Below are 14,123 nucleotides of genomic sequence, written 5' to 3' on the forward strand. Positions count from 1 at the left end.
CCCCCCGTAGGAGCAGCGGTCTCCTCAGGTAGAAGCGGCGTCAGCCGCGATCCCCGGGGCTCTTCGTAGGAGCGGCGTAAGCCGCGATGGGGCCTTCCCGGTGACCTTCATCGCGGCTAACCGGATGATTTGCAAGAAAAACCCCGGGCCTGCATAATGTGCGGCCCGGTTCGCCGGGTTTGTGTTTTTGAAGTACCCAGGACCTGTCGAAGATTCCTTGAGGATCAACGACTTACAAGCCGGCAAGGGCAGGACGGAAAGCCCGCAGCGGACGATGCGACGCAGTCGCCTCGGACGGACCTGTGGCGCCCAGGCCAGTGATCCAATATCCGAAAGGACATCCCAATGCCCAAGATCAAGACCCACCGGGGTGCGGCCAAGCGTTTCCGCAAGACCGCCTCCGGCAAGTACAAGGCTGGCCACGCCAACCGTAGCCACATCCTCACCAAGAAAGCGACCAAGCGGAAGCGCAACCTGCGGCAGACGAACCACGTTCGTGCCGAGGACGCGGGCCGTCTGGACCGCATGCTGCCGTATCTCTGAGGAGGACTGAACCATGGCACGAGTCAAGCGTGGCGTAACCGCACGTCGCCGTCACAAGAAGATCCTCAAGCAGGCCAAGGGCTACTACCACGCCCGTCGCAAGGTGTTCCGCGTTGCCAAGCAGGCGGTCACCAAGGCCCTGCAGTACGCCTACATCGGCCGCAAGCAGAAGAAGCGCAACTTCCGCTCGCTGTGGATCACCCGCATCAACGCCGCGGCCCGCATCAACGGCCTGAGCTACAGCCGATTTATGAACGGCCTCAACAAGGCCGGCATCACCCTCGACCGCAAGGTGCTGGCGGACATCGCCGTGCACGACGCGGCTGGGTTTGCTGCGCTGGCCGAAAAGGCAAAGGGCGCACTCGCAGCGTAATTGTCGCCACCGCCCGCGCATTCGTGCGCCGGCGGCGGGCTGGACAATGCAGTACACGCATGGGGAAGGGCGCAAGTCCTTCCCCATGTTTCGTTTTGGGCGCCTGAAACGCACGCACGATGCCGGAGTCGGATGCCGGTATCGGTAACAGCGGACGCGCGGCCGGGGAGACGGGGCGCGGCCACCAACCAAGGGCATACGCAAGGTTCGGCAGCAATGAGCGAAATCCAAGCACTGACGCAACAGGCACTGGCCGACATCGAAGGCGCATCGACCCCGGACGCGATCGAGGCGCTGAGGGTGGCGCTGCTGGGCAAGAGCGGCACCATCACCGGTCGTCTCAAGCAGCTCGGCGCGTTGCCGCCGGAGCAGCGCAAGGCCGCCGGCGAGGCGATCAACCATGCGCGCGACACGGTCGGTACCGCGCTGACCGCGCGCAAGGCCGCGCTGGCCGACGCCGCGCTCGACGCCCGCCTGGCCACCGAGACCGTCGACGTGACCCTGCCGGGCATCGACGCCGACCGCGGCGGCCTGCATCCGATCAGCCGCACCCTGGAGCGGATGGCCGACATCTTCGCGCGCCTGGGCTTCGATCTGGCCGAGGGCCCGGAGATCGAGGACGACTGGCACAACTTCGAGGCGCTGAACTTCCCGCCGCACCATCCGGCGCGGGCGATGCACGACACGTTCTACTTCGACGACGGCCGCCTTCTGCGCACCCATACCTCGGGCATGCAGGTGCGCTACATGCTGCAGGCCGTCGCCGACAGGAGCGGACCGCCGCTGCGGATGATCTCGCTGGGCAAGGTCTACCGCAGCGACAGCGACCAGACCCACACGCCGATGTTCCACCAGTGCGAGGGCCTGCTGATCGACGAGCACGCCAGCCTGGCCGATCTCAAGGGCACCTTGTCGGCATTCGTGAGGGCGTTCTTCGAGCGCGATTTCGAGATGCGTTTCCGGCCGAGCTACTTCCCCTTCACCGAGCCTTCGGCCGAGCTCGACATCGCCTGGCAACAACCCGACGGCAGCTCGCGCTGGCTGGAGGTGCTCGGTTGCGGCATGGTCCATCCCAACGTGCTGCGCAATGTCGGCATCGACCCGGAGAAGTACACCGGCTATGCCTTCGGCATGGGGGTGGAGCGTCTGGCGATGACGCGCTACGGCGTCGACGACCTGCGCGCGTTCTTCGAGAACGACGTGCGCTTCCTCAGGCAGTTCGCTTGAGGGTCGGGGGCTGAAAAGCACCGAACCCTTTCCCCGGCCCCTGGCCCCCCAGCTCTAGACCCTGGATAGATATGAAATTCAGCGAAAACTGGCTTCGCCACCATGTCCCGACCACCGCCAGCCGCGACGAGCTCGTCGCCACGCTGACCGCGATCGGCCTCGAGGTCGAGGAGGTCGCTGCGCTGGGCGACTCGCTGGACGGTGTGGTGGTCGCGCAGATCCTCTCCGCGTCCAAGCACCCGGAAGCCGACCGCCTGCAGATCTGCGAGGTCGACACCGGCAACGGCACCGTGCAGATCGTCTGCGGGGCGCCGAACGCGCGCGCCGGGCTGAAGGCGCCGCTGGCCACCGTCGGCACCGTGCTGCCCGGCGAGCTGAAGATCAAGCCGGCCAAGCTGCGCGGGGTGGAGTCGTTCGGCATGCTGTGCTCGGCCAAGGAACTGGCCTGCGACAGCGACAGCGCCGGTTTGCTGGAACTGCCCGATGACGCCCCGGTCGGGGCGCCGATCGCCGGCTATCTGGGGCTGCCGGATGCGACGATCGAGCTGAAGCTGACGCCGAACCGCGCCGACTGCTTCAGTGTGCGCGGCATCGCCTACGACGTGGCCGCCGCGCTGGGCAGCGAAGTCCGCCCGCTGGAGGCCTCCCCGGTGGCGGCGGCCGACGGGGTCGCGCCCGGGTTCGACGGCGATGCCGTCCTGCTCGAGGCAGGCGCCAAGGTGCCGCGCTTCGTCGGCCGTGCGATCGACGGCATCGATGCCGCCGCGAAGACCCCGTTGTGGATGGCCGACCGCCTGCGCCGCAGCGGCATCCGCCCGATCAGCTTCCTGGTCGATGTGACCCAGTACGTGATGCTGGAACTCGGCCAACCGATGCATGCCTTCGACCGCGACACCCTGCAGGCGCCGGTGGTGGTACGGCCGGCCCGCGACGGTGAGTCGCTGGCCCTGCTCGACGGCCGCGAGGTGACTCTCGACGACGACTTCCTGGTCGTCGCCGACAGCCGGGGCGGCCATGGTGCGCGCGCGGTCGCGCTGGGCGGCATCATGGGCGGCCTCGATACCCGGGTCACCGATGCCACCGCGAACGTGTTCCTCGAGGCCGCGCACTGGATTCCTTCGGCGATCATCGGCCGCAGCCGCAAGCTCGGCATGCATACCGACGCCGGCCACCGCTTCGAGCGCGGCGTCGATCCGGAGCTGCCGCGGATCGCGGTGGAGTACGCGACCCGGCTGATCCTGGACGTCGCGGGCGGTCGCCCGGGGCCGGTGATCGAAGCCGTGCGCGAGGCCGACCTGAGCCGCCCGCAGCCGGTGATGCTGCGCCGCGAGCGCCTGGCACGGGTGCTCGGGGTGCGCGTGCCGGACGCCGAGGTCGAACGCATCCTGCGCGCGCTGGGACTGCAGGTGGAGCCGGCCTCCGACGCCGATGGCGCCGAAGGCTGGCGCGTGCAGGCGCCAGCGCGCCGTTTCGACATCGAGATCGAAGAGGACCTGATCGAGGAGGTCGCCCGCATCCACGGCTACGATGCGATCCCGACCACCCTGCCGGTGGGCGCCTCGCGCCTGGTCGCGCCTGCCGAAGGGCGGGTCGACGATGCCAGCCTGCGCCGGCAGATGGCGTCGCGCGGTTACCTGGAGGCGGTCAACTACGCCTTCGTCGACGCCGGCCTGCTCGAGGCCTGGGGCGTCGCTGGCGACGGGGTGGCGCTGGCCAACCCGCTCAGCGCCGAGCTGGGGGTGATGCGGACCCGGTTGTTGCCGGGGCTGGTGGCGGCACTGGGGCGCAATGCCGCGCGCCAGCAGGCGCGGGTCCGCCTGTTCGAACTGGGCAACGTGTTCGCCCGCGACCGCTCGGACGCGGCCGGGGAGGCGCCGGCGCCGATCCAGACCCTGCATGTCGCCGCCGTCGCCTGCGGCCCGGTTCATGCCGAGCAGTGGGGGCAGCCGGAGCGCGCGGTCGGTTTCCACGACCTGAAGGGCGACCTGCAGAGCCTGGCGGCCCTGGCGGGCGCCGAACTGGAGTTCCGTCCCTCGCACCCGTCCTGGGCGCATCCGGGCCGCTCCGCGGACATCTTCCGCGACGGCCGCGCGATCGGCTGGATCGGGCAGTTGCATCCGCGCCTGCAGCGGGCCTTGGAGCTGGACGTCGACGTGGTCGCGTTCGAGCTGGCCCTGGAGCCGCTGGCTGAACGGGCGATTCCGAAGGCGCGCCCGCTGTCCAAGTACCCGTCCGTCCGCCGGGATCTCGCGTTCGTCGTCGCCGAACCGATCGGCTGGGGCGAGCTGGCGGCCAGTGTCCGTGCCGCCGCGGGCCCGTCCCTGCGCGATCTGGTGCTGTTTGACCGCTACCAGGGCAAGGGGGTTGAATCAGGTTTCAAGAGTCTCGCTATGGGCTTGATTATGCAGGATGAATCGCGCACTCTGACCGACCGGGACGTGGATGCCGTGGTGGCCGAGGTGACTGCCGCCCTGCAACGCGATCACGGTGCGACGGTGCGCGGTTGAGCGCCGGATTGATTAGGGGTTGAGATGGCACTGACCAAGGCTGAGATGGCCGAGCGCTTGTTCGACGAGGTCGGCCTGAACAAGCGCGAAGCGAAGGAGTTCGTCGATGCGTTCTTCGACGCCCTGCGCGAGGCGCTGGAACAGGGACGCCAGGTGAAGCTGTCGGGCTTCGGCAATTTCGATCTGCGCCGCAAGAACCAGCGGCCGGGCCGCAACCCCAAGACCGGCGAGGAAATTCCGATTTCGGCACGTACGGTGGTGACCTTCCGTCCGGGCCAGAAGCTGAAGGAGCGAGTGGAGGCCTATGCTGGACCCGGGCAGTAACCGCGAGCTGCCGCCGATCCCGGCGAAGCGCTACTTCACCATCGGTGAGGTCAGCGAACTGTGCGACGTCAAGCCGCACGTGCTGCGTTACTGGGAAACCGAGTTCCCGAGCCTCAACCCGGTCAAGCGCCGCGGCAACCGCCGCTACTACCAGCGCCACGAGGTGCTGATGGTGCGGCAGATCCGCGCGCTGCTGTACGAACAGGGCTACACCATCGGCGGCGCGCGCCAGCGCCTGGAGGGCGACGCGGCCAAGGAAGAGTCCGTGCTCAGCGCGCAGATCATCAAGCAGGTGCGGATGGAGCTGGAGGAGATCCTGCAGCTGCTGCGCCGCTAGCGGCGCAAGCCGCGGCCGCTGTCTCCCGGGAAAGCCCAATCGCGGCTTACGCCGCTCCTACGCCAGGCCCGCGACGTGATCGGAGCGGGGGCATGGTGGGATCCGCGGGCAATAGGTATACTTGCCGCCCGCTCGACGCACCGCCGTCGCAGCGTGACAAATTCGGGGTGTAGCGCAGCCTGGTAGCGCACCTGTCTGGGGGACAGGTGGTCGTCGGTTCGAATCCGGCCACCCCGACCAATCCAAAGCCTTGCTGAACCGCCCATCGACACCCGGACTTCCGGGTGTTTGCGTTTGTGGGCGGCTTTGCTGTAGTCGCGACTTGTCGTCAATGGCATCGGCCACGGCGACGGTGTCCCCGATATCCGGCAAAGGAGCCTGCATGAGCCCGCGTCTCTCCCCATTGGTCCTGGCCACCGCGCTGTCCGCGCTTGCCGTCTCGCCGATGAGTCCGGCTGCCGCCCGGTCCGGCGTCGAAGCGCCCGCGGCGCCGGAACCGGTACGCGATCTGGACACCATCGTGGTCAGTGGCGTGGTGCCGGGTCCCGGGTTGTGGAAGGTCGGTCGCGACGGCCACGTGCTGTGGGTCCTCGGCACACTGTCGCCGCTGCCAAAGAAGATGGAGTGGGAGGCGCGCGATGTCGAGCAGGTGATTGCGCAGGCGCAGGAGGTGATGTTGGCGCCGAGCGTGTCGATCAAGGCCGATGTCGGCTTCTTCCGTGGTCTGGCGCTGGCGCCGCGCCTGGTCGGTGCGCGCAAGAACCCGGATGGCAAGCGTCTGCGGGAACTGGTGCCGGCGGCCAACTATGCCCGCTGGCAGGTGTTGAAGGAACGCTATATCGGCCGCGATCGCGGGGTCGAATCGTGGCGGCCGATGTTCGCGGCGCTGAAGCTCTACGAGGAAGCGGTCGAGGACACCGGCCTGCGGATCGACGACAGCGTCTCCGACCGGGTCGAGGCACTGGCCGGCGAGCATGGGGTGACCCTGAGCAAGCCCGGGGTCGAGGTGGTGATCGAAGACCCCAAGCAGGCGATCACCGAGTTCAAGCAGGGGCGGATCGACGATCTGGCCTGCTTCGACAGGACCCTGGACCGGCTCGAGACCGACCTGGCGTTCATGCGCGATCGCGCCAATGCCTGGGCGGTCGGCGATGTCGAGGGCCTGCGGGCGCTGCCGTATACCGACCAGTTCGAGGCCTGCCGCGATGCCGCGCGCAATATCCAGGCCCTGCGCAGCCGCGCCGGCGATCTGCCGTCGCAGGTGCATGCGCAGTGGCTGGGCGAGGCCGAGCGGGCGCTGTCCAACAACGCGATCACCCTGGCCCTGTTGCCGATGCGCGAGCTGCTCTCCTCCGACGGCCTGGCCGCGGAGCTGCGTGCGCGCGGCTACAGCGTCCAGGCGCCCGGCGAGTACGAGGAGGAGGCCCCGGCGATGGCGGGCGATTACGGCGAGGCGTCGCCGGCCGCCGCCGACTGATCCGTCGGCGCGGCTTCGCGGGCCGCGCGCATCCGTACCAGCAGGCCGTGCAGCATCTCGGTGGACAGGCCGTGCAGGGTCAGGCGGAAGCCGGCGCGCAGGGTCGACATCGGTACCAGCGGGTGGCGATTGTTGAGCAGGACCAGGTGGTCGCGGGCGTCGAGGAGGGTCGCCGCGTACAGGCCGATGGTCTCGTCCAACTGCAGCGAATTGGTCGCGCGCCAGAAGTCGCTGTCGGTCAGCAGCAACTGGTAGATCGGGGTGAACAGCTCGATCGAACTCTGCAGGTCGAGGAAATTGCGCCGCCGCCGCGGCATGTCCTCCAGCCGCAGCGGCGGCTGTTCGATCATCGACAGGTCCGGCGTCTCGACATGGGCCAGCTCGCGGCCCTCGCGCTGCAGCGCGGTGTTGAGGCGGATGATGAAGTTGTAGAGGTTCAGGTCGTGGACGAGGAACATCTCCTCGCGCACGTCGCTGATGCGCGCCGGGGTCAGCGGATTGGTGCTCACCTCGACCGGCGCGTTGCGGGCGATGAAGGCCAGCACCTGCGAGCCGATGTGGAAGTGGCGCAGGATCAGCCAGTTGGCCTCCGGGCGGATGAAGTTCTCCATGCCCCAGGCCAGCAGCCGGTGCAGGGCGCGCGAGAACGCCAGCTTGCGCGGGGTGAGCACCTTCAGGACCTGGATCAGCACGATCATCGTCCGCGCCAGCGGGCGGACGAAGGGCAGCAGGTACTGGCGCGAGGCCGAGCTGGAGTCGACCAGCCAGGCGTGCTTGACCGCCTCGTCGATCGGGGTGCTGCGGTCCAGGTACATCGCCAGCCACGGGCTGGGATCGCGCGGATCGTGCGCCTGGTCGAGGAAATCCCGCGAGGCCTTCTTCATCGTGGCTCCTGCCTTCGCCCCGCCGGTACGTGTTCGAACTGCATCAGGTAGAGCTCGGCGGTCCGCCGCGCGGTGTCGATGATCGCATGCGCGCCGCCTCCGTCGTGGTCGTGCTCGAGCACGATCTCGACCGCGTGCAGCCAGCGGGCCAGATGGTGCTGGTCGTTCTCGCCATGGTATTCGAGGAAGCGGAACGCGTCCGCGGGCAGGTCGAGCACGGCCTTCATCAGCGGCAGCAGGGCCGGAATGATGCGCTGGCCGGTGCCCTCGATGACGTAGATCGCACCGAGCAGGCCGAGCGGATTCGGCGTCGCCGCCAGCGCGTGCAGGTAGCTGTTGAGCGCCTCGCCGCCGGGGTTGCGGCGCAACGCGTCGATGTCGCCGACCTCGCCGCCGGCGCGCCGGTAGTCGTCGAACAGGATCATGTAGTCGTCCTGTTCGTCGCCGGCATGGGTTTCGATCAGGGCCTGCAGCGCCTGGTACGGCGCCTGCACCGAGGCCGCGCCTTCGCGCATCCAGCGGCTGCCCTCGCGGACCTGCGGGATCCAGTCGCGCATCCAGGCCAGGTAGTCGGCGCGGTCGAAGCGGCCCTCGCGAAGTGCGCGGATCATCGGCGTGCGCCACACCCGCGAGCGGTAGCCGTGCCAGATCGTCGCCAGTTCGCCGAGCAGATGACGCAGCGCGGCGGGCGCGTCGGCGGGGTCGTGCGGCGGCGCGATCGTGTCGTCGGCGACGGCTTCCGCAACGGGTGCCGGAGTCGCGGTGTCGACGGCGGCATCGGCGGCCTCGACCTCGATCATCACGAAGGCGACGGTGAAGCGGCCCGACTCGGGGATGAAGCACAGGATCCGCTCGCCCGGACGCGGCGCGCGGGTACGCAGGAACTCGTCCAGCATCACGAAGATCGACGCCGCGCCGGTGTTGCCGCGACGGGTCAGGTTGCTGTACCAGCGCTCGCGCGGGATCGACAGCCCGGCCTTGGCCATCAGCTCGTCGACGACCGGCGCGAAACGTTCCGACGAGTAGTGGCAGAGGAAGTGATCGACCTGGGCCGGGTCGATCCAGCCGTCGTGGCACAGCCGGGCGTACTCGTGCACGCCGACGTCGAACAGGTGCGGCAGCAGGCGGATGTCCTGGCGCAGGAACAGCGCGCCGTCGGCCTCGGCGTCGCCCCAGGCGTCGTAGTCCAGGTGCGAGCGGCCGCGGTCGGGCGTCAGGCCCAGTTGCATGCAGACCGGATAGTCGCCGGCGAACGAACGCTGGTGGATGAAGCGCAGGCGCAGGCGGATGCCTTCGCGCGGCGGCGCCGCGCCCAGCTGCAGGGCGCCGGCGCCGTCGGACAGCATCCAGCGCAGGAAGTGCGCGTCGAAGTCGGCGTCGTAGTCGCGTGCGGCGTAGCGCGAGCGCTTGAACAGCCGCGACGGCATCTCCGCGGCGGCGACCAGCGCGTGCGCATGCGCGCCCAGCTCCACCGCCGACGCCGCGCCCTCCCAGGCGGCGACGCCGGACGCACAGATGCCATGCGCGGTCAGCACCTGCATCGGCGGCGCGGCCAGCTCGCCGTGCACCATGCTGGCGAAACCGGGCATCAGCGCATCGCCGCCGGAGCTGCCGCAGGCCAGCAGGCCGACCTCCCGCAGCGACGTGCCGGTCGTGCCCAGACAGTCGCCGATCGCCGCGGCCGCCATCGCCGCGCAGCTGTGCACGGTGCGGCCCTCTCGGTCGATCGCGTAGTGACGGGCAAGGATGCCGTTCTCGGCGAGGATGCGCCGCTTGATCCGGCCGGAGATCCGGTTCAGGGGGGCGACGTAGGCGTCCATCGCCTCGTTGTCGATGGCCGGACCGGGCAGGAAGCGGCCGGTGCCGTGGATCCAGGTGTGGTTGAAGACGGTGGGCATCAACGGTCCTTGTGATTGAAGGCGGCGGTCGCACGCAGCGACCGGGAGCGCAGCGCCGGCATCAGCGGCGCCAGCATGAATACGCGCAGCACGTAGCGCGCGAGGCCGGCTTCGAGCAGACGCGGATCGATGCGGGCGCGATAGCGGCGGTGCAGCGCGGGCAGGCTCGACCAGTGCGCCCGTCCGTGCTCGTGATGGGCGGTATGCAGGCCGATGTTGAACAGCAGCGGGTTGAGCAGGCCCTCGAAGTTGCGCGCGTAGCCGAACCGGCTGCGGTCGTCGGCATGCGCGTGCTGGAGGTAGTTCGCGGCCAGCAGCCAGTGCAGGCCGAACAACTGCGGCACGATCACCAGCAGCAGGGCGCGTGCCGGATCGATCGCCAGCAGCACGCCCCAACTCGCCAGCCACAGCAGGTATTGCAGCGCGTACCAGCGCCAGGCCCCGGGGTGCAGGCGCCGGACCCGGCCCAGCCAGCGGATCACCAGCGGGTAGACCGCCACCGATGCCTGCAGCGGGTGCATGGCCCATCCGGCCAGATGGTTGTGGTCGCCAAAACGCCAGGTCCGCATCGCATCGTCCCCGCCATGCCGGTGGCGATGGTGGTTGAGGCGGTGGGTCGGATGGAAGACGCAGGTCGGATGTCCCTGCAGCAGGGTGATCGCCAGATCGGTGGCGCGGTTGAGGCCGCGCCGCGTCCACATCGGCAGGTGCGCGTGGTTGTGATGGATCACGCTGATGCCGACCGCGAGGAACAGCGACGCCAGCCAGGCCGGCCAGGCGAAGCCATGCAACCACTGCAGGCCCATCAACAGCGCCTGCGCCACCAGGTAGCCCAGACTTTGCAGGTCGCTGCGGTCGCGCAGCGCGCCGAGCGGGCGCAGGCTCATCGCGCCTCCTGCTTCGATTTCGCCGCCGCGATGCGGGCATCGGCGGCGTTCAGCGGGATCGTGCTGCCGGCGAGGCGGTCGAACACGTCGAGCAGGAAGCCGTAGTTGCCGTGGTAGCAGGCGTGATGCAGATGATGGCGTCGGCTGGCCGCGCGCCAGCCGCGTGCGGGCGCATCGGCGCTGGCCTCGTAGTTGCCGTGGCCGAGGTTGTTGAGCACGATGCTGAGCACCGGCAGCGTCATCAGCGCGGCGAAGCTGAAGTCGTGCGCCAGCATCGGCAGCAGCGGCACGCTGCCCAGCATCGCCGCCTCGACCGGGTGGAAGGCGTAGGTCGACCAGGGCGTGGGCACGTGCGAGCGATGGTGCATCGCGTGGAAGCGACGCAGCGGCCGCGTGTGCAGCAAGCGGTGGTTGAGGTAGAAGTGCAGCTCGTTCCACAGGAACAGCACCACGATCTCGATCGCGATCTGCCACGGCGACGGTTCGACCGCGAGCCGCGCCCAGCCCAGGCGCAACAGGCCCCAGGGCACGACCAGTCCGAGCCCGAACACCAGGATCGACGACGCCGACGCCCACAGTTCGCGGCGCAGCTGGCCCGCGGGCAGCGGGCGCGGGTCGAGCCGGCGACCGTAGCCCAGGGACGGCAGCAGGCGCTGCCACAACAGTGCGGCGATGCCGCCGGTGAGGGCGTAGAGCAGGGTGAACCAGGCCACACCCACCGCCATCACGGTCGGGGCGTCGAACGCGATGAAACGTTCGCCCCAGCTCACCGCGTCTCCCTGTGCGTCGGGGTCAAGGCGTGTTCAGTCCATGCATCGCCGGTCGCTCAGCGCGACGCGGTCTGCGCCGGTGGCAGGGCCAGTTCGGGCCAGCGCGCCAGCAGGGCGCGACGGATACCCTCGGCGTCGAGACCGGCCTCGGCGAGCAGCTCCTCGCGGCTGGCATGGTGCTGGAACGCGTCCGGCAGGCCCAGGTGCATGATCGGCAGGGTGATGCCCTCGGCGGCCAGCAGTTCGGCCACGCCGGAACCGGCTCCGCCGGCGACGACATTGTCCTCGAGGGTGACGAAACCGGCGTGGTCGCTCGCCAGCTCCAGGATCAGAGCGCGGTCGAGCGGCTTGACGAAGCGCATGTTGACCAGGGTCAGGCCCAGCGACGCGGAGACCTTCTCGGCGGCGGCGACCACCGCGCCGAAGGCCAGCAGGGCGATGGGGCCGCCGCGACGGTGCAGCTGCGCCTTGCCGATCGGCAGCGTGTCCAGGCCGGGCTGGATCGCGACCCCGGGGCCGGTGCCGCGCGGGTAGCGGACCGCGGCCGGGCCGGCATGGCGGTGGCCGGTCGACAGCATCAGCCGGCACTCGTTCTCGTCCGCCGGCGCCATCACCAGCATGTTCGGCACGCAGCGCAGGTAGCTCAGGTCGAGGTTGCCGGCATGGGTCGCGCCGTCGGGACCGACCACGCCGCCGCGGTCGATCGCGAACAGCACGTCGAGGTTCTGGATCGCGACGTCGTGGACCAACTGGTCGTAGCCGCGCTGCAGGAAGGTCGAGTAGATCGCGACGACGGGCCTGGCGCCTTCGCAGGCCATGCCCGCGGCCAGGGTGACCGCGTGCTGCTCGGCGATGGCGACGTCGAAGTAGCGCTCGGGGTACTCCCTGCTGAAGCGCACCAGGCCCGAGCCCTCGCGCATCGCCGGGGTGATGCCCATCAGCTTGGGGTCGGCGGCGGCCATGTCGCACAGCCAGTCGCCGAACACGTCGGTGTAGGTCGGCTTCTTCGCCGCCGCCTTCTTGACCATGCCCTGGGCGGGATCGAACGGGCCGACCGCGTGGTAACCGATCTGGTCGCCCTCGGCCAGCTCGTAGCCCTTGCCCTTGGTGGTGATGATGTGCAGCAGCTGCGGTCCCTTCAGGGTCTTGAGCGTCTTCAGCGCGCCCAGCAGCGCCGGCAGGTCGTGACCGTCGATCGGACCGGTGTAGTGGAAGCCGAGCTCCTCGAAGAAGGTGGACGGCACGAACATGCCCTTCCAGTGCTCTTCCCAGCGGCGCACGAAGCGCGCCGGCGCGCCGTGCTTGTCGCCGAGCAGCTTCTTGCCGCCCTCGCGCAGGGCGTTGAGCGTGCGGCTGCCGGTCAGGCGGCCGAGCATGCGGGTGACGCCGCCGACGTTCTCCGAGATCGACATCTGGTTGTCGTTGAGGATCACCAGCAGGTTCGGCTCCTCGCTGCCGGGCTCCGCGCCCATGCCGCCGGCGTGGGCCAGCGCCTCGAACGCCATGCCGCCGGTGATCGCGCCGTCGCCGATCACCGCCACCACCCGGCGTTCGTCGCCGCCGCGCTGCAGCGCGACCGCCATGCCCAGCGCGGCCGAGATCGAGGTCGAGGAGTGGCCGACGCCGAAGGTGTCGTACTCGGACTCCTCGCGCTTGGGAAACGGCGCGACGCCGTCCTTCTGCTTGACGGTGTGGATGCTGTCGCGGCGGCCGGTGAGGATCTTGTGCGGGTAGCACTGGTGGCCGACGTCCCAGACCAGCCGGTCGGACGGGGTCTCGTACAGCCAGTGCAGGGCCACGGTCAGCTCGATCACGCCCAGGCCCGCGCCGAAGTGCCCGCCGACCCGCGCGACCTGCTCGATCAGATAGGCGCGCAACTCCTCGGCGATGGCGGGCAGCTCATCTTCCGGGAACTGGCGCAGATCGGCGGGGACGGCGATACGGGAAAGGCGGGGGTAGCGTTGCGGATCGATCATCGGGACGGGCAGCCTCGCCGCGGAAACGCGGCGCATCCGTCATTGTCCTGCGCGCAAACGAGGGGGGCAAGCCGTGGTGGGTGGAGGTATGTCCGGGCCCGCCCGGATATCCCTCAAAGTTTGCTGCGCAAACCTTGGGCCCCGCGGGCATGCTTCCAGCCCCATTCGTGCCTGCTGCACGAATCGCCCCCTGACTCAGGGGGGACGATATCCGGTCGGGCCCGGATATCTCCCAAAGTTTGCTGCGCAAACCTTGGGTCCCACGGGCATGCTTCCAGCCCCTCATTCGTGCCTGCGGCACGAATCGCCCCCTGACTCAGGGGGCTGGGAGCCATGAGCCAGGTCGCTCCTACAGGCTTGCGGGACGCTCAGCGCCCGCGCAGGCGGCCGAACAGGCCCGACTTCGGCGGTTCGGTGTCGGGCTCTGGTTCGCGGTATTCCTCGGCGAAACCGGTGGCGAGGTTGGCGTTGATGAAGTCGGCGACATCGGCCTCGGGCACGCCGCTGGCGGCGGCGATCTCGGACAGGGTTGCCGGCCCCTTCATCATCACCGTCGAGATGCGGAAGTGCTTGGGGTATTCGCGCTCGGTCTGCGGCCATTTCAGCATCTGGAAGCGACCGGCGGCATCGTAGCCCTCGGCGATCCGGCCCTTGCCGGCCAGCAGGCCGCCCAGCCAGACCAGGCGCAGCAACGGCTGCGGCTCGGCCTTGTTGGCCTCGGCCGCCCAGGTGGTGTCGTCGACCGGAGTGAAGTCGCTGCCCAGCACGCCGCCCTCGAACAGCGGCGCCAGCGGCTTGAGCGCGGTGGCGCCGACGTACAGGCGGGTGTTGGCATCGATCAGGATCCGCTGGCCGCCACGCTCGAACCGGACCCGGCCCTTGAGCCGGTTCCCATCCAGCCATTGGGCCAGGCCGGTCGC

The 14,123-nt window shown here is 69.4% G+C and carries 13 protein-coding genes and 1 tRNA gene; 8 read left to right on the forward strand and 6 right to left on the reverse strand.

The window, feature by feature from the left end:
• Window positions 1-345: 345 nt before the first annotated feature.
• The 8 genes from rpmI to FKV24_RS18900 all read left to right on the forward strand — a co-directional run bounded on the left by rpmI (window position 346) and on the right by FKV24_RS18900 (window position 6,788).
• On the forward strand, window positions 346-543 hold the full coding sequence (gene rpmI, locus FKV24_RS18865) for a 50S ribosomal protein L35 (RefSeq protein WP_024889803.1): 198 nt from the start codon (window positions 346-348) through the stop codon (window positions 541-543).
• Window positions 544-556: 13 nt separating this feature from the next.
• Window positions 557-916 (forward strand): 50S ribosomal protein L20, encoded by a 360-nt coding sequence (gene rplT, locus FKV24_RS18870; protein ID WP_111265865.1) that lies wholly within the window; start codon window positions 557-559, stop codon window positions 914-916.
• A 216-nt stretch (window positions 917-1,132) separates the two neighbouring features.
• A complete protein-coding gene (pheS, locus tag FKV24_RS18875; protein ID WP_141483492.1) occupies window positions 1,133-2,143 on the forward strand; it encodes a phenylalanine--tRNA ligase subunit alpha in 1,011 nt (336 codons plus the stop codon).
• 71 nt (window positions 2,144-2,214) lie between these two features.
• Complete coding sequence (pheT, locus tag FKV24_RS18880) at window positions 2,215-4,650, forward strand: phenylalanine--tRNA ligase subunit beta (RefSeq protein WP_141483493.1); 2,436 nt, start codon at window positions 2,215-2,217, stop codon at window positions 4,648-4,650.
• A gap of 24 nt (window positions 4,651-4,674) precedes the next feature.
• Entirely contained in the window at window positions 4,675-4,974 is a 300-nt protein-coding gene (locus tag FKV24_RS18885; protein ID WP_111265868.1) for an integration host factor subunit alpha, read from the forward strand.
• A complete protein-coding gene (locus tag FKV24_RS18890) occupies window positions 4,955-5,311 on the forward strand; it encodes a MerR family transcriptional regulator (protein ID WP_111265869.1) in 357 nt (118 codons plus the stop codon). The genes FKV24_RS18885 and FKV24_RS18890 overlap by 20 nt, the downstream gene beginning before the upstream one ends.
• A 163-nt stretch (window positions 5,312-5,474) precedes the next feature.
• Window positions 5,475-5,551, forward strand: a tRNA-Pro gene (locus FKV24_RS18895).
• A gap of 142 nt (window positions 5,552-5,693) precedes the next feature.
• A complete protein-coding gene (locus tag FKV24_RS18900) occupies window positions 5,694-6,788 on the forward strand; it encodes a TraB/GumN family protein (RefSeq protein ID WP_170288382.1) in 1,095 nt (364 codons plus the stop codon).
• Here the strand turns inward: FKV24_RS18900 and FKV24_RS18905 are convergent.
• The 6 genes from FKV24_RS18905 to FKV24_RS19425 form a co-directional block, all read right to left on the reverse strand.
• A complete protein-coding gene (locus tag FKV24_RS18905; protein ID WP_141483495.1) occupies window positions 6,755-7,672 on the reverse strand; it encodes a DUF6999 family protein in 918 nt (305 codons plus the stop codon). The two genes, FKV24_RS18900 and FKV24_RS18905, sit on opposite strands and share 34 nt — an antisense overlap.
• Window positions 7,669-9,570: an iron-containing redox enzyme family protein gene (locus FKV24_RS18910; protein ID WP_141483496.1), complete on the reverse strand. Its 1,902-nt coding sequence runs from the start codon at window positions 9,568-9,570 to the stop codon at window positions 7,669-7,671. The genes FKV24_RS18905 and FKV24_RS18910 overlap by 4 nt, the downstream gene beginning before the upstream one ends.
• On the reverse strand, window positions 9,570-10,457 hold the full coding sequence (locus FKV24_RS18915; protein WP_111265873.1) for a fatty acid desaturase: 888 nt from the start codon (window positions 10,455-10,457) through the stop codon (window positions 9,570-9,572). The genes FKV24_RS18910 and FKV24_RS18915 overlap by 1 nt, the downstream gene beginning before the upstream one ends.
• Window positions 10,454-11,227 carry a sterol desaturase family protein gene (locus FKV24_RS18920; RefSeq protein ID WP_211371928.1) on the reverse strand — a complete coding sequence of 258 codons (774 nt, stop codon included), beginning with the start codon at window positions 11,225-11,227 and terminating at the stop codon, window positions 10,454-10,456. Before FKV24_RS18920 ends, FKV24_RS18915 begins: the two co-directional genes overlap by 4 nt.
• A 56-nt stretch (window positions 11,228-11,283) precedes the next feature.
• Window positions 11,284-13,203: a 1-deoxy-D-xylulose-5-phosphate synthase gene (dxs, locus tag FKV24_RS18925; RefSeq protein ID WP_141483498.1), complete on the reverse strand. Its 1,920-nt coding sequence runs from the start codon at window positions 13,201-13,203 to the stop codon at window positions 11,284-11,286.
• Between the two features lie 368 nt (window positions 13,204-13,571).
• The coding region (locus FKV24_RS19425; RefSeq protein WP_170288383.1) for a hypothetical protein at window positions 13,572-14,123 on the reverse strand (552 nt) is incomplete at its 5' end.

It is taken from the genome of Marilutibacter maris (genome assembly GCF_006546735.2).
GTDB classification, from domain to species: Bacteria; Pseudomonadota; Gammaproteobacteria; order Xanthomonadales; family Xanthomonadaceae; genus Marilutibacter; species Marilutibacter maris.